This is a genomic window from Sphingopyxis sp. BE235 (assembly GCF_031457175.1).
Lineage (GTDB): Bacteria > Pseudomonadota > Alphaproteobacteria > Sphingomonadales > Sphingomonadaceae > Sphingopyxis.
This window is the reverse complement of record NZ_JAVDWC010000001.1, coordinates 354,929-370,127: the sequence shown is the minus strand read 5'-3', so window position 1 is coordinate 370,127 and position 15,199 is coordinate 354,929. Positions and strand designations below refer to the sequence as shown.

The 15,199-nt window shown below is 68.2% G+C and carries 15 protein-coding genes and 1 riboswitch; of the genes, 14 read left to right on the top strand and 1 reads right to left on the bottom strand.

All coding sequences use genetic code 11. The features are described 5' to 3' along the window. Nucleotides 1-89: 89 nt before the first annotated feature. From J2X38_RS01755 to J2X38_RS01690, 14 genes are all read left to right on the top strand, one after another. A complete protein-coding gene (locus tag J2X38_RS01755) occupies nt 90-1,181 on the top strand; it encodes a Ppx/GppA phosphatase family protein (RefSeq protein ID WP_058538667.1) in 1,092 nt (363 codons plus the stop codon). Next, complete coding sequence (locus J2X38_RS01750; RefSeq protein ID WP_310250623.1) at nt 1,178-1,876, top strand: RlmE family RNA methyltransferase; 699 nt, start codon at nt 1,178-1,180, stop codon at nt 1,874-1,876. The genes J2X38_RS01755 and J2X38_RS01750 overlap by 4 nt, the downstream gene beginning before the upstream one ends. A 34-nt stretch (nt 1,877-1,910) precedes the next feature. Next, a complete protein-coding gene (locus tag J2X38_RS01745; RefSeq protein WP_310250620.1) occupies nt 1,911-3,380 on the top strand; it encodes a S41 family peptidase in 1,470 nt (489 codons plus the stop codon). Nucleotides 3,381-3,431: 51 nt separating this feature from the next. After that, nucleotides 3,432-3,616: riboswitch (cobalamin riboswitch) on the top strand. 141 nt (nt 3,617-3,757) lie between these two features. Next, nucleotides 3,758-5,722 carry a TonB-dependent receptor domain-containing protein gene (locus J2X38_RS01740; RefSeq protein WP_310250617.1) on the top strand — a complete coding sequence of 655 codons (1,965 nt, stop codon included), beginning with the start codon at nt 3,758-3,760 and terminating at the stop codon, nt 5,720-5,722. Continuing rightward, a complete protein-coding gene (locus tag J2X38_RS01735; protein ID WP_310250614.1) occupies nt 5,722-6,267 on the top strand; it encodes a hypothetical protein in 546 nt (181 codons plus the stop codon). The genes J2X38_RS01740 and J2X38_RS01735 overlap by 1 nt, the downstream gene beginning before the upstream one ends. After that, nucleotides 6,267-6,674, top strand: a complete 408-nt coding sequence (locus tag J2X38_RS01730) for a DUF1636 domain-containing protein (protein ID WP_310250611.1) — start codon at nt 6,267-6,269, stop codon at nt 6,672-6,674. Before J2X38_RS01735 ends, J2X38_RS01730 begins: the two co-directional genes overlap by 1 nt. Further along, on the top strand, nt 6,671-7,687 hold the full coding sequence (gene cobT / locus J2X38_RS01725; RefSeq protein ID WP_310250608.1) for a nicotinate-nucleotide--dimethylbenzimidazole phosphoribosyltransferase: 1,017 nt from the start codon (nt 6,671-6,673) through the stop codon (nt 7,685-7,687). Before J2X38_RS01730 ends, cobT begins: the two co-directional genes overlap by 4 nt. Further along, nucleotides 7,684-8,253, top strand: a complete 570-nt coding sequence (locus J2X38_RS01720; RefSeq protein ID WP_310250604.1) for a histidine phosphatase family protein — start codon at nt 7,684-7,686, stop codon at nt 8,251-8,253. Before cobT ends, J2X38_RS01720 begins: the two co-directional genes overlap by 4 nt. After that, nucleotides 8,250-8,969 carry an adenosylcobinamide-GDP ribazoletransferase gene (locus J2X38_RS01715; RefSeq protein ID WP_310250602.1) on the top strand — a complete coding sequence of 240 codons (720 nt, stop codon included), beginning with the start codon at nt 8,250-8,252 and terminating at the stop codon, nt 8,967-8,969. Before J2X38_RS01720 ends, J2X38_RS01715 begins: the two co-directional genes overlap by 4 nt. Then, nucleotides 8,966-9,940 carry an aminotransferase class I/II-fold pyridoxal phosphate-dependent enzyme gene (locus J2X38_RS01710; RefSeq protein ID WP_310250599.1) on the top strand — a complete coding sequence of 325 codons (975 nt, stop codon included), beginning with the start codon at nt 8,966-8,968 and terminating at the stop codon, nt 9,938-9,940. The genes J2X38_RS01715 and J2X38_RS01710 overlap by 4 nt, the downstream gene beginning before the upstream one ends. Continuing rightward, nucleotides 9,933-10,871 carry an adenosylcobinamide-phosphate synthase CbiB gene (cbiB, locus tag J2X38_RS01705; protein ID WP_310250597.1) on the top strand — a complete coding sequence of 313 codons (939 nt, stop codon included), beginning with the start codon at nt 9,933-9,935 and terminating at the stop codon, nt 10,869-10,871. Before J2X38_RS01710 ends, cbiB begins: the two co-directional genes overlap by 8 nt. Then, nucleotides 10,859-12,316: a cobyric acid synthase gene (locus J2X38_RS01700; protein ID WP_310250594.1), complete on the top strand. Its 1,458-nt coding sequence runs from the start codon at nt 10,859-10,861 to the stop codon at nt 12,314-12,316. The genes cbiB and J2X38_RS01700 overlap by 13 nt, the downstream gene beginning before the upstream one ends. After that, nucleotides 12,313-12,837, top strand: a complete 525-nt coding sequence (gene cobU / locus J2X38_RS01695) for a bifunctional adenosylcobinamide kinase/adenosylcobinamide-phosphate guanylyltransferase (RefSeq protein ID WP_310250589.1) — start codon at nt 12,313-12,315, stop codon at nt 12,835-12,837. The genes J2X38_RS01700 and cobU overlap by 4 nt, the downstream gene beginning before the upstream one ends. Before the next feature lie 84 nt (nt 12,838-12,921). Then, nucleotides 12,922-13,995: a transglutaminase-like cysteine peptidase gene (locus J2X38_RS01690; protein ID WP_310250586.1), complete on the top strand. Its 1,074-nt coding sequence runs from the start codon at nt 12,922-12,924 to the stop codon at nt 13,993-13,995. On the opposite strand, the gene J2X38_RS01685 is transcribed toward J2X38_RS01690, so the two are convergent. Next, the gene (locus tag J2X38_RS01685; RefSeq protein WP_310250583.1) at nt 13,941-15,197 is read right to left on the bottom strand and encodes an HlyD family type I secretion periplasmic adaptor subunit; all 1,257 of its coding nucleotides are present in this window, start codon (nt 15,195-15,197) and stop codon (nt 13,941-13,943) included. The two genes, J2X38_RS01690 and J2X38_RS01685, sit on opposite strands and share 55 nt — an antisense overlap. Nucleotides 15,198-15,199: the final 2 nt, after the last annotated feature.

Genomic DNA, 15,199 nt, shown 5'->3' with positions numbered 1-15,199 from the left:
TTGCCATAATGGCCGGGAAAGCCTAGGTTTGCTGCCAAGTGCACGCCTGCGGTCTTGCGGGCGCGTGAGCAGAACAGGTTACAATAGCCATGCGGCAAATGGCAGCGCCATCAGGGCGACCGCCGCGGCCAGGCCCGGCGGTAAAAGGACGAAACAAGGCGGGTGGCGAATCGCGTCCGATGCCGATCACGCGGCCGCGCAGCTATGCCGCGATCGACCTTGGCACCAACAATTGCCGGCTTTTGATCGCTCGCCCGCAAAATGGCGAGCTCGTCGTCATCGACGCTTTTTCGCGCATCGTCCGCCTCGGCGAAGGCTTGCACGGCAGCGGCCGCATCAGCGACGCGGCGATGGACCGCACCGTCGCGGCGCTGTCGATCTGCGCCGACAAGCTGCGCCGCCGCCACGTCTCGCTGTCGCGCGCGGTCGCGACGGAAGCGTGCCGCCGCGCGAGCAACGGCGAGGAACTGGCCGAGCGTGTCCGCCGCGAAACGGGCATCGTCCTCGACATCATCTCGGCCGCCGAAGAGGCGCGGCTCGCGGTGCTCGGCTGCCACAATCTGATGGAGCCCGGCGAAGGCCCGGCGCTGATCTTTGACATCGGCGGCGGTTCGACCGAGCTGATGCACGTCGATGTGTCGGACCATGACGTCAAGATCCACGACTGGATCAGCGTGCCGTGGGGCGTCGTCTCGCTGACCGAACATGCGCCGCTTCCCGACGACAGCCTCGCCGGCCGCCAGGCCGCCTATGCGCATATGCGCGAAGTGACGCGCGAGGCTTTTGCCGCCTTTGCCGGGCGCGCCGAACGCTTTGCCGGTCAGAAGCTGCGCCTGCTCGGCACCAGCGGCACCGTGACGACGCTCGCCAGCGTCTTCCTCGACCTGCCGCGATACGACCGGCGCGCGGTCGACGGGCTGGTGGTCCCATCCGATGCGATGCGCGACATCAGCCGCCGCCTTGCCGACGCGAGCATCGCCGATCGTGCCGAAATCGCATGCATCGGCCGCGAGCGCGCCGACCTGGTCGTCGCGGGCTGCGCGATCCTCGAGAGCATCATCGACCTGTGGCCCGCCGTGCGTGTCGGTGTCGCCGACCGCGGCATCCGCGAGGGCATCCTGCGCACGCTGGCGATGCAGGGCCGCGACATCCCCGTCACCCGCCGCGAGTATCGCAAATGAGCGGTGCCGGCGGAAAGGGTGGCAGCGGCCGCGGCGGCCTGCACGTCCGCGTCAAAACCGCGCGCAAGCGCAGCGTCTCATCGACGCGCTGGCTGCAGCGGCAATTGAACGATCCCTATGTCCGCCGCGCGCAGGCCGAGGGGTATCGCTCGCGCGCCGCATACAAGCTGATCGAGCTCGACGAGAAATTCGGCTTCCTCAAGAAATCGCGCGCGGTCGTCGACCTTGGCATCACGCCCGGCGGCTGGTCGCAGGTCGTACGCAAAGCGAACCCGCGCGCGCGTGTCGCGGGGATCGACCTGCTCCACTGCGAGCCGATCGAGGGCGTCGAAATCCTCGAAATGGATTTCATGGACGATGCGGCGCCGGGCGCGCTGATCGCGGCGCTCGGCAGCGCCCCCGACCTCGTCATTTCGGACATGGCGGCGAACACCGTCGGCCATCAACAGACTGACCATCTGCGCACGATCGGCCTTGCCGAAACCGCCGCCGATTTCGCGGTGCAGAATCTGCTGCCCGGCGGCGCGTTTGTGGCCAAGGTGTTCGCGGGCGGGGCGGATCACACGCTGCTGACTCTACTAAAACGTCACTTCACAACGGTAAAGCACGCCAAACCGCCGGCGAGCCGCAAGGGGTCGCCCGAGCTCTATGTCATCGCCCAAGGCTTCAAGGGCCGGAGCAAGGACGCGGAATAAACAGTGTAATGGGTCGATCCGGGGGAGAATTTTGATGGCCAAGTCGGGGCAGTCGGTCGCGGCTGTGACGCTCGCCGCGCTGATGCTGGCATCGTGCGGCGGCGGGGGTGGTTCGAGCACCCCCGGAAGCGGCGGCGCCGTCACGGTCACCCCAACGCCAACCCCTACCCCGACCCCGACCCCGACCGCCACTTGCGCGCTGGCGTCGCGCCAGGCTTTTGCGAAAGCGGTGATCGACGAATGGTATCTGTTCCCCAGCGACGTCGCGAACGTCAGCGCGGCGAGCCATAGCAATGTCGAATCCTATATCGACGCGCTCGTCGCCCCGGCGCGCGCGCTGAACAAGGATCGTTTCTTTACCTACATCACCTCGATCGCCGAGGAGAACGCCTTCTACGCCAGTGGGTCGAGCGCGGGGTTTGGCGTCCGCATGACCTATGATGCGGCGGGTCAGCGCATCCTCATCGCGGAAGCCTATGAGGGCGCGCCGGCTTTTGCTGCCGGGATCGACCGCGGCACCGCGATCGTCGCCATCGGCACGAACAGCGGAAATTTGCGTAGCGTGGCGAGCATCGTCGCCGCCGAAGGAACCGCGGGCCTCACCAATGCACTCGGCCCTAACGACCCCGGGGTCAGCCGCGTGCTGCGCATCACCGACGCGGCCGGCACGCGCGACGTCACCGTTGCCAAAGCCGATTATTCGCTCGATCCGGTTTCGGACCGCTATGGCGCAAAGATCATCAACGAGGGCGGCCGCAGCTACGGCTATCTGAACCTGCGCACCTTCATCTCGTCGGCGGACGACCAGTTGAAGGCGGCCTTCGCCGATTTCGGCGCGCGCGGCGTGACCGACATCATCATCGATTTCCGTTACAATGGCGGCGGCCTCGTTTCGACGGCCAATCTGATGGGCGACCTGATGGGCGCAAATCGCGCCGGGCAACTCTTCTCGCAGACCCGTTTTCGTCCGAACAAATCCGCAGAGAATGACGAGCACCGCTTTGCGCCGGTAAGCCAGTCGATCGCGCCGACGCGCATCGCCTTTATCGGCACCGCGTCGACCGCATCGGCGAGCGAACTCGTGATCAATTCGATGCTGCCCTATCTCGGCACCAATATGACGCTGGTCGGCGGCAACACCTATGGCAAGCCGGTCGGCCAGATCGCGCTCGACAAGGCCGAATGCGACGACCGCATGCGCGTCGTCGCCTTTGCGACGGCCAATTCGGCCGGCGCGGGCGACTATTATGACGGCCTCGCTCCGAAAATCACGAACAGCTGCGCTGCGAGCGACGATCTGACCGTCCCGCTCGGCGACCCGCGCGAGGCATCGATCCGCGCCGCGATCGGCTTCCTGTCGGGCACCGCCTGTACCACGCGGATCGCCGACGCCAGCGCGGGGGCGGCGGCGCGGAGCCGGAGCGCGCGCGTGCTCGCCGAGCCCGAAATGCTGACCCCCGAGCGGCCGAGCGCGGCGCAGCGCGAACTGCCCGGGCTGTTCTGATCGCCCCCTGCTGCATCGCAGCAATTGACCGCGGCCCGAAAAAGGGGCTAACGGCCGCGGCAAGCGACAGGTTCCCCGGCGACGGGGACTAAGAGGGAACGGGAAAACCCCGGCTGCCCCTGCAACTGTACGCGGCGAGCCATCGGCCACTTGCCATTGGGATTTCGGTCCCGAGAAGGCGGCCGACCGGCGCTGACCCGCAAGCCAGGAGACCTGCCCGTCGCCGTCGTCTTTCGCGCGGACAGGGTGTGCCGGGCGGACGGGGGTGAACCCGCATGACGACAAGCTTGGCCGCGCATGGGCGCGGGCGATGTCGTGTGTCCCCGGGACAACCGCATCGACCGTGTTCGTGAGCGGCATTGTCGAGGGGTTATCCTGTGTTTAAAGTGTTTTTCCGAAGTTCGATCTGCCTCGCCGCCGTTGCGGCATCCTCCGCTGCGTTCGCCGACGAAGCGTCGACCGCGCACGCCGTCGCCGCCGACGGCGACAGCATCATCGTCACCGCGACGCGCACGCCGCTGACGCTCGACGAAGTGCCGTCGTCGATCGCCGTGCTCGACAAGGAAGCGATCGACCGCGCGCAGGATATCGGCGTCACCGAGCTGCTGCTCCGCACGCCCGGCATCAGCATTGCGCGCAACGGCGGCTACGGCACCTCGACCTCGCTGCGCATCCGCGGCGCCGAATCGGAGCACACCGTCGTCGTGATCGATGGGGTGAAGCTCAACGATCCGTCGTCGACCGGCGGCGGCTTCAACTTCGCCAACCTGCTCGTCGGCGATATCGACCGGATCGAGGTGCTGCGCGGCCCGCAGTCGATCCTGTGGGGCAGCCAGGCGATCGGCGGGGTTGTCAACATCGTCACCGCCTCGCCCGAAAAATCTCTCGAAGGCAGCTTCGACCTCGAGGCCGGGTCGCGCGAGACGGTGAGCGCGCGCGCGGCGATCGGCGGCCGTACCGGCCCGCTCGCCTGGCGCCTCGGCGGCCAGCGCTTCACCACCGACGGCATTTCGTCGCACGCCAAGGCGTTCGGCGGGGTCGAGCGCGACGGCTATCGCAACACTAATCTTTCGGGCCGCGCCGAACTGGCGCTCGCCGACAATGTCAGCGCCGAGGTCCGCGGCTATTATTCGAGCGGCCGCGTCGAATTCGACGGCTTCAATACCGACAGCAACGACTATGGGCTCAACAAGGAATTCGTCGGCTATGCGGGGCTCAATTTCGACCTCGTCGACGGGCGGTTCCGCAACCGCGTCGCTTTTGCCTATACCGACACCAACCGCGATAATTTCAATCCCGACCGCGCGCGTCCGCAGAGCTTCGAGGCCGACGGCCAGAACAAGCGCTGGGAATATCAGGGCAGCTTCGATTTTACCGATCGCATCACCGCGATCTTCGGGGTCGAGAATGAACGCTCGGACTTCCGCAGCCGTTCGCCCTCGGCATCGCTGGCGACCCCGCTTCCGGCGTTCGTGCGCGGCAAGGCCGAACTCACGAGCGCTTATGGTCAATTGAGCATCGAGCCGATCGACGGCCTGACGCTCAACGGCGGCGTCCGCTATGACGATCACGACCGCTACGGCGGGCAAACCTTGTTCGCGGCGGGCGGCGTCTGGCGTCTCGCCACCGGCACCGTGCTGCGCGCCAGCTATGGCGAAGGCTTCAAGGCGCCGTCGCTTTATCAGCTGTTCAGTGAATATGGGAATGTCGGGCTCGACCCCGAAGAAGCGCATGGCTGGGAAGCCGGCATCGAGCAGCATCTGTTCGACCGCAAGCTCGTCGTCGGCGCGAGCTGGTTCCACCGCACGACGACGAACCAGATCATCTTCAACAGCTGCAGCTTTCCGACCTCGACCGATCCGCTCTGCACGGTGCCCGGCAGCAGCCCGGCGACCCCGCGCTTCGGCTATTATCTGAATGTCGCGCGCAGCGAAGCGCATGGCGTCGAGGCGTCCGCGGCGCTGACGCTCGGCGGGCTGACGCTCGACGGTAATGCCAGCTGGATCGTCGCCGAGGACCGCTCCGAAGGCACCGCCAATTTCGGCAAATGGCTGCCGCGCCGCCCGCGCAACACCGCCAACGCCTCGGCGAGCTATGCCTTCGGCTTCGGGCTCGAACTCGGTGCGGCGGTGCGCTGGTCGGGCAAAAGCTATGACAATGCGAGCAATGCGACGCGGCTCGACGATTATACGCTCGTCGACCTGCGCGCCGAATATGCGCTGTCCGACGCGGTGAAGCTGTTCGCGCGCGCCGAGAATATCTTCGACGAGCAATATATGACGGCGTTCCGCTATGGCTCGCTCGGCCGCAGCATCTACGCCGGCATCCGGGGGCGCTTCTGATGGCCGCGCTGTCGGACCGGGGTGCGTCGGCGCTCTGGGTCTCGCTGCTGACGGCAGCGAGCACCGCGACGACGCTCGCGCTCGCATGCGCGACCCCCTTTCCGGCGCTTGCGGCGCTCGCGGCGGTGCATATGCGCCGCCGTGACGGCATCGCGCTGATGCTGCTCGCCTGGGCCGCGAGCCAGTTCGTCGGCTTCTTTCTGCTCGGCTATCCGCGCGACGGGAGCACGCTCGGCTGGGGCGCCGGGCTCGGCACCGCCGCGGTGGGATCGGCGCTCGCAAGCTATGCGGCGTTGCGGGCGCTCCCATACCGCTCGGTCGCGGCGCGGCTCAGCCTCGCCTATGCGGCGGGGTTCACGGCGTTCAAGGGCATCATCCTCCTATGGGCGCTTGTGCTCGGCGGGCTGCACACCGCGATGGCACCCGACCTGCTCGCCGAACAGTTCGTGCGCAACGGTGCGATCCTGATCGGGCTTTACGCCCTGTATCGCGCGCTCGTGGCGGTTGGCGTCCCGGCGCCGCCGCAACCGGCAACGGCGGCATAATGCTGACGCGCGTCGACCCGGGCCCCGCGGTCGTGGTGTGCAACACCTGCCGCCACAGCCGCGAGTCCCGGGACGACGCCGACGGCGTGCGCGGTGGTGCGCGGCTCGTCGAGGCGCTGAAACAGCTTAAGGAAGGCGATCCGCGCTACGCCGGCATCGCGGTGCAGGAAATGGCGTGCCTGTTCGCATGCCAGGACCATTGCACCGTCCACCTGCGCGCGCCCGACAAGGTCGGCTATGTCCTCGGCCGGTTTCAGGGCGATGAAGAGTCCGCGCGCGCCATCCTCGACTATGCGGTCCATTATGCGACAAGCGAGCATGGCCGCGTCCCCTTTTCGCTTTGGCCCGAAGGCGTCAAAGGGCATTTCATCACCCGCACCCCGCCACCAGGATTTGTCGCCGAATGACCAGCTTTGCCTCCGTCCATGCCTTCGAGGCCGCGCTTGCGAACCTGCGGGATCCCGATGCCGGGGCCGCCGCCGACGCGCGGGTAAGGCAAGGCGAGTTGACCAAACCCGCCGGATCGCTCGGGCGGCTCGAGGATCTGGCGATCTTTTTCGCCGGCTGGCAGGGCCGCGCGCGACCGCGGATCGCCCGCGCCCGCGCCGCGATCTTCGCCGGCAACCATGGCGTCACCGTCCATGGCGTCAGCGCCTTTCCGCCGAGCGTCACAGCACAGATGGTCGCCAATTTCGCAAACGGCGGCGCCGCGATCAACGCTTTGTCGGGCGCGGCGGGGCTCGAACTCGCCGTCGTCGCGCTCGATCTCGACCGGCCGACCGCCGATTTCACCGTCGATGCCGCGATGAGCGAGGCCGAATGCCTCGATGCGCTGAACCGCGGCGCGGCGGTGGTCGACTCCGGCCTCGACCTGATCGTCCTTGGCGAAATGGGGATCGGCAATTCGACCGCCGCCGCCGCGCTCTGCGCGCGCAGCTTCGCCGGCGGCGTGGCGGGATGGGTCGGGCCCGGCACCGGGGTCGACGGCCACGGCGTCGCGCGCAAGGTCGAGGTGATCGAGCGTGCGCTCGCCTTTCACATCGATGCGCCGCGCTCGGCGTTCGAGACGCTGCGCCGCGTCGGCGGGCGCGAGATTGCGGCGATCGCGGGCGCGATCGTGCGCGCACGCCAGCTTGGCGTTCCGGTGCTGCTCGACGGCTTCATCTGCACCTCGGCCATCGCACCGCTTGCGGCCGAGAATCCCGCGATCGCGGACCATATCATCGCGGGCCATTGCTCGGCCGAGCCGGGACACAAGCGTCTGCTCGACCTGCTCGGCCTCGCCCCTCTGCTGTCGCTCGACATGCGGCTGGGCGAAGGCAGCGGCGCGGCGGTCGCGGCGAACATCATTCGCAGCGCCCTCGCAGCGCACGACCAAATGGCGACCTTTGCCGAAGCGCAGGTTTCGGCGTCGCTGTGAGCGGCTTCGCGCTCCATCTGCTGCGCCACGGCGCGCCCGAAACGCCGGGTTTGCTGATGGGACGCACCGATGGCGCGCCGACTGCCGAGGGCATCGCCGCTTGCGTGGCGCAAGCCCGGGACCTCGGCATCGAACGCCTGATCGCATCCGACCTTCACCGCAGCCGCGCGGCCGGCGAAGCGATCGGCGCGGCGCTGGGCGTGCCGCTCATCATCGATCCGCGCTGGCGCGAACTCGATTTCGGCGACTGGGACGGCCAAGCGGCGAGCACCATCGACCGCGACGCGCTCGGCCGCTTCTGGAGCGATCCCGACGCCAATCCCCCGCCCGGCGGCGAACGCTGGTCGGTGTTCGCCCGGCGCGTGTCCGCCGCCATCGCCGACCTTGCGCCGGTTCCAACATTGATCGTCACCCACGGCGGCGCGATGCGCGCCGCGCTCCATGCGCTGTGCGGGTTCGACCAGCGCCAGCTCTGGGCGTTCGACCTGCCCTACGCCGCGCTGCTCTCGCTCTGCGTCTGGCCGGGCGAACCGCCCAGCGCGCAGATCGCGGGGCTCTATCCATGAAGGGGCTCATCGTCGCGATCCAGTTCCTGACGCGCCTCCCCACCCCGCGCATTTCGGTGTCGAGCGACGAATTCGCGGCGTCGATGCGCTGGTTTCCCGCCGTCGGGCTGATCGTCGGCGCGCTCGTCGCGGCGGGTGGCTGGGCCGGCGCGCGGATCGATCCGTGGACCGGCGCCTCGTGCGCGCTCATCCTCTGGGTCGCAGTGACCGGTGCGCTGCACCTCGACGGGCTCGGTGACATCGCCGACGCAAGCGGGGCGGCGCACAAGGACCGCGAACGCCTGCTCGGCGTCCTCTCCGATCCGCATGTTGGCAGCTTCGCGGTGGTGACCATCGCGCTGCAACTGATCGCCAAGCTGGTGCTGCTCCACGCGCTGCTCGATCGCCAGATGTTCGCCGCCATCGCGCTCATACCCTTTGCCGCGCGGATCGGCCCGCTCGCATGGTCGCGCGCGCTGCCCGACCTTCACGCGGGACTCGGGTCGCGTTTCCGCAATGCCGTGCGGCCAGTGGACTTCGTCATCTGGGGCTTGGCTCTCGTCGCTGCAGCGTGGGTATCACCCTCGCTGCTCATCGCACCCCTGATCTTCCTCCTCTGTGGCTGGTGGCTGCTGCGCAGGATCGGCGGGATTTCAGGCGATGGCCATGGCGCGGGAATCGAGATAGCCGAAAGCCTGCTGCTCGCCGCCGCCCTGCTGCTCGCGCATCTTGCATGAGCAGCCCATGGACATGGCACGGCGGCGGGCTCGAAGCCGCGAAGCGCGCGTTCGGGGATGGCGACTGGCTCGACCTGTCAACCGGGATCAATCCGCACCCCTGGCCCGGCGCGGCCGCGATGGTTTTCGACTGGCACCGGCTGCCCGACCCCGACGCACTCGCGCAGCTCGAAGCCGTCGCCGCCGCCTGTTTCGGTGTCGACGCCCGCCATGTCTGCGCCGTGCCCGGAAGCGAGATCGGCCTGCGCCTGACCGGGACGCTGATCGAAGGCCTCGCACGGCATATCGCGCCGAGCTATCGCACCCATGGCGAAATGGTCGCGGGAAGCACGCCGATCGCCCCCGAAGCGGCATGCGGCCACGACGGCACATTGATCCTCGCCAACCCCAACAATCCCGACGGCCGCGCGACCGGCGCCGCGGCGATGCAGGCGCTGCTGGACGGGCGCGGACCCGGCGGCTGGCTGTTGGTCGACGAAGCCTTTGCCGACACCGATCCGGCCACGAGTATCGCGCCGCTGGTCGATGACGGCAGAAGGCTGATCGTCTTTCGCTCCTTCGGCAAATTTTTCGGCCTCGCGGGCATCCGGCTCGGCTTCGTCGTCGCGCCGCAAGCCATCGTCGCGGCGCTGCGCGAACGGCTTGGTGCATGGCCCTTATCCGCGGCCGCAATCGCGATCGGAACCGCTGCCTATGCCGATCGCGACTGGATCGCCACCGCGCGGCGCCGGCTCGCCGATGATGCCGCCGCGCTCGACACCCTGCTGGTGCGTCAGGGTCATCGGCCGATCGGCGACTGCCCGCTCTTTCGCCTGATCGAAACCGGCGACGCGCATGCGCTGTTCGAACGGCTCGCGCGGCGCGCGATCCTGACGCGTCCCTTCGCCGACCAGCCGCGTTGGCTGCGGATCGGCCTCCCCGCCCACGCCGCCGCGCGCGCGCGGCTCGAAGCGGCGCTAACCGATGGCTGAGCCAGTCGCGCTCACCGCACTCGCGCTCGACGCAGCGTTCGGCTGGCCGCGCGCACTCTATCGCCACATCGGCCACCCCGTCGGACTGTTTGCGCGGATCATCGACAGTTGCGAGGCGCGGTGGAACCGTCCCGAATATAGCTTCGGCGCACGGCGCGCGCTCGGCGTCCTGACCCTGCTCGTCCTGCTGATCCTCGTTGCCGGCTCCGGCTGGGCGCTTCAGCGCCTGCTACTCGCGTCGCTCGGCGGCTGGGGCTGGATCGGCGTGGCGATCCTTGCCTGGCCGGCGCTCGCGCAGCGCAGCCTGTTCGATCATGTCCGCGCGGTCGGCGAGCGGATCGATGCCGGCGACCTCGCCGGCGCGCGCGGTGCGGTCGGCATGATCGTCGGCCGCGACACCGCCGCGCTGGGCGAAGCTGGCGTCGCCCGCGCCGCGATCGAAAGCCTTGCCGAAAGCTATTGCGACGGCGTCGCGGCACCGCTCTTCTGGCTGCTCCTCCTCGGCCTCCCGGGCGTATGGGCATATAAGGCGGTGAACACCGCCGACAGCCTGATCGGGCACCGCGAGGAGCGCTGGCGCGCCTTCGGCTGGGCGGCGGCGCGTTTCGACGATCTTCTGAACTGGATTCCGGCGCGGCTGGCCGGCGTGCTCATCTGCCTGGCGGGCGGCGGCGGCTGGCGTGTATTGTGGCGCGACGCGCGGCGCCACGCTTCGCCCAACGCCGGCTGGCCCGAGGCGGCGATGGCGGGCGTTCTGGGGCTTCGGCTCGCGGGCCCGATCGCCTATGATGGCGTAATGCACGACAAACCATGGATCGGCGATGGGACCAGCGACGCGGGCGGCGACGAAATCGACCGCGCGCTCACCATCTATATCCGCGCCTGCCTGCTGCTGTGGCTGATCGCGGGGGGCGCGCTGTGGCTGCGCTGATGCTGCAGGGCACCGGCTCCGACGTCGGCAAGTCGGTGCTCGTCGCGGCGCTGTGCCGCGCGCTGACCAATCGCGGCCTTCGCGTCCTTCCCTTCAAGCCGCAGAATATGTCGAACAATGCCGCTGTGACGACCGACGGCGGCGAGATCGGGCGCGCGCAGGCGCTGCAAGCCGTCGCGTGCCGCGTGGAACCGCACAGCGACATGAATCCGGTGCTGTTGAAGCCGCAGGCCGATCGCACCTCGCAGCTGATCGTCCACGGCCGCGTGCGCGGCACGCTCGGCAGCGGCAATTTCCGCGAGGCGCGCGGTGCGCTGATGGCCGAAGTGCTCGAAAGCTATGAACGCCTCCGCGCCGCCTCGGACATCGTCATCGTCGAAGGCGCCGGATCGCCCGCCGAGATCAACCTGCGCGCGGGCGACATCGCGAACATGGGTTTCGCGCGCGCCGCGAACGTGCCCGTCGTGCTGATTGGCGACATCGACCGCGGCGGCGTGATCGCCTCGCTCGTCGGGACGCGCGCGGTGATCGACGTCGAGGACGCCGCGATGATCCGCGGCTTCCTGATCAACAAGTTTCGCGGCGACCCCGCGCTGTTCGAGGACGGCTATCGCGAGATCGAGAAACGCAGCGGGTGGCTGGGGTTCGGCGTGATCCCGTGGCTGAGCGCCGCCTCGCGCCTGCCGAGCGAGGATGCGGTGATCCTCGAACGCCCGGCCGACCCGCGCGAGGGGCGTAAGATGATCGCCTGCCCGATCCTGCCGCGCATCTCGAATTTCGACGATCTCGATCCGCTGAAGCTCGAGCCCGGGGTCGAGATTGTGATGGTGCCGCCGGGCCGGCCGATCCCAGCCGAGGCGGCGATCATCGTGCTGCCGGGATCGAAGGCGACGATCGCCGACCTCGCGGCGCTGCGTGCCGAGGGCTGGGACATCGACATCAAGGCGCATCACCGGCGCGGCGGGATGATCGTCGGGCTGTGCGGGGGCTACCAGATGCTCGGGCGCCGGATCGCCGACCCGCTGGGACTCGAAGGCGCGCCGGCCGAAGTCGAAGGACTCGGCCTGCTCGACGTCGAAACGATTCTTTCGCCCGCAAAGACGTTGCGTCACGTGCAGGGCACCGCATTGGGTGCAGCGATGGAGGGCTATGAAATGCATATGGGCGAAACCAGCGGCCCCGGTACGGCGCAGCCATTCGCCGTTCTGGAGGACGGTGCGCGGGATGGGGCGATCAATCGCGAAGGCAATGCCATCGGCTCCTATCTCCACGGCCTGTTCGCTTCGTCCGACTTGCGCCGCGCGTTGCTGGCGCGGATCGAGGTAGCGGGCGGCGGGCGCGACTATGCCGCCGACGTCGATGCGGCGCTCGACGACATCGCAGCCGAGTTTGCGGGGCACGCCGATATCGATACGATGCTGCGCATCGCGGGGATCGGCGCATGAGCGGATCGTCGCTGTTCGTGCTCGGCGGCGCGCGATCGGGCAAGAGCCGCTATGCGCAGGCGCGCACCGAAGCTGCGGGCGGCAGCCCGGTCTTCGTTGCGACCGCCGAAGCGTTCGACGACGAGATGCACGAGCGGATCGCCCGCCACCAGGCCGACCGCGACGCGCGCTGGCGCACGGTCGAGGCGCCGCGCGACCTGCCCGCCGCTATCGACGCGCTGGATGCCGAAGATGCGGTCGTGCTGGTCGACTGCCTGACGCTCTGGGTCTCGAACCTGCTGCTCGCCGACGCCGACATTCCGCGTGCGGGCGGCCAATTATGCCATGCGATCAACCGCTTCGAAGGGACGCTGATCCTCGTCGCGAACGAAGTGGGCCTCGGCATCGTGCCCGACAATGCACTCGCACGGGCGTTTCGCGACGCAGCCGGGCAGCTCAACCAGTCGGTCGCGGCGACGGTGGACGAAGTGGTGCTGCTCACCGCCGGACTGCCCCTGACACTCAAGCCGCGCGGGGCATAGCCCTCGCTTTCCGAAACGTGCTGAATGCTGCGTTTACTATCGTCATGAAGCATATCCTCACGCCGCCCCGGCAAATCGGGCCGCATGAGAAAGCATGCCCATCTTGTCGCTGGCGATTCGCGATGGCTTCCTGTCTCCATCGCGCTTGCCGCCGCAGCGCTGACGCCGTCGCACGCGCACGCCTCGTCGAAGCTGCTCAACGCCAAGGCGTTGGCGGGCAGCAAGACCGCATGCCCCGTCGCGGCGAGCTATGCGCCGCCGGCCAGGGCCGACATCTCACGCGCCATATTGGGCGGAGCGCCGAGCGCGCTCGAGCGCATCCGGGCCGACCAGCAGGGAATCGCGGCGTCCGAACCCGCTGCCGCTGTACCGATCACCGCCGGCCTCGCCGCTTTCCCGGTTCGGCAGGCGCTCGAGCCCGCCAGCCGCACCCCGATCGCTTTCGCCTCGTCCGAGGGCTGCGGTGCGCCGTCGATTTTCGTACCGCTCGTTGAAACCGCCGAATATGATCCGGCCGCCGAACTCGGCACCCGCGCGATCCTGGTCAAACGCACGCGTTTCGACGACCGCTGGGATCATGTCCGCCGCGCCGCGCCCGCCGGGCTGATGCAAAGCAAGCTACGCCGCGCGAACGCTTCGCCGGGGCTGGCCGAGCAGGACCTGCTCGCGCGGGTCAATCAATGGGTCAATCGCGAGATCGCCTATGTGAACGACGACCGCAATTACCGGCAGCGCGATTTCTGGGCGACCGCCGAGCAAACGATCGCGCGCGGCAAAGGCGATTGCGAGGATTTCGCGATTCTGAAAATGCAGATGCTGCGCGCCGCGGGAGTCGACGCCGACCGCATGAAGCTCGTCCTCCTTCGCGACCTCGCCGCGAACGCCGACCATGCCTTCCTGCTCGTCCAGACCGACGCCGGGAAGGTCGTCCTCGATAATGTGACCGACCGGCTTTACGACGGCAGCCGGGCCAATGCGGTGCGTCCGGTGTTGTCGTTCAGCGAGAACCGCCGCTGGGTCCACGCCTATCGCGGCACACAGCCGTCGGCGAATTTCGCGGCGATCCCGGCGTCGCAAAAATCCTACGCGCTGGCGCTGAACAATCAGCGTTCGGTAAGCGCCGATCCGCTGACCTTCAAGACGGGCTTGAGCAAATAACTCAGCACCGATTTCTTACCGGTCACGATTTCGACGTCGCATAGCATGCCGGGGGTGATCGGCAGCCGCCGACCGTTCGACGTCAGATAGCTGTTGGTCGTTTCGACGACGACGGTGAAATAAGCCTGCCGTTCGACCTCGTCATAGATGCTGTCGGCGGAGACGCGGACGACCTTGCCGTTGAGCCCGCCATAGATTGAAAAGTCGTACGCAGTGACCTTGACGTTCGCGGGGTCGCCGACCTTGATGAACGCGATGTCGCGCGGGGTGACGCGCGTTTCGATCAGCAATTTGTCGCCGAGCGGCACGATCTGCATGATCTTTTCGCCCGCATTCACATAGCCGCCGAGCGTGTTGACGAGCAGGTCGTTGACGACCCCGCGCGTCGGTGAGCGGATTTCGGATCGCGCGAGCCGCCCTTCGGCGCCGCGGATCGTTTCCTCGTTGACCGCCATCTTGGTCGTTAGCTGGCTGCGTTCGTTGAGCGCTTCCTGCTGGAAATCGAAGCGCGCGCGCGACACTTCGGCGCCCGCTTCGCGCACCGCGGCCTGCGAGCGCGAAATCGCCTGGCGCGCCGCGGCGAGCCGGCCCTGGATGTCGACGACCTCGCGCTGCGCGGTAAGCAGCTCGGTCTGCGGCACGACGCCCTTTGCCGCGAGCGGCGCGAGCATCGCGACCTGTTCGCGCGCGAGGCTCAGGCTGCTTTCGAGCGACGAGGCGGTCGCCTGCGCTTCACCCATATCGCGGCGGCGCTGCTCGACGCTGGCCGACAGCGCGGCGAGCTGGCTTTGCAGCGACGAGCGCCGGACCTCGGCCAGCCGCGTTTCGTCGCCGCAGCTTGTCCCAACGCAACCCGCGCCGCCGCCTTCGCCCGCAAGGCGCGCGGCGCGCTGCGCGAGGCGGGCATTTTCGGTTTCGAGCTGGCCAAGTTCGGACTGCGACGTCGTATTGTCGAGCCGCACGAGCAGTTGGCCCTTTTTCACCGTCTGCCCCGATCGCACGAGGATTTCGCGGATCGTCGAGGGTTCGGCCGATTGGATGATCTGCACCTTCGACGAAGGGATCACGCGGCCCTGCCCGCGCGACACCTCATCGACGCGTGCGATACTCGCCCACAGCAGGAACAGCACGAAACCCGCCGCCGCCCCGACCATGATCTGCTCGCTCCCGCGGAGGCGCTGCCAGAATTTCACGATTCCCATGG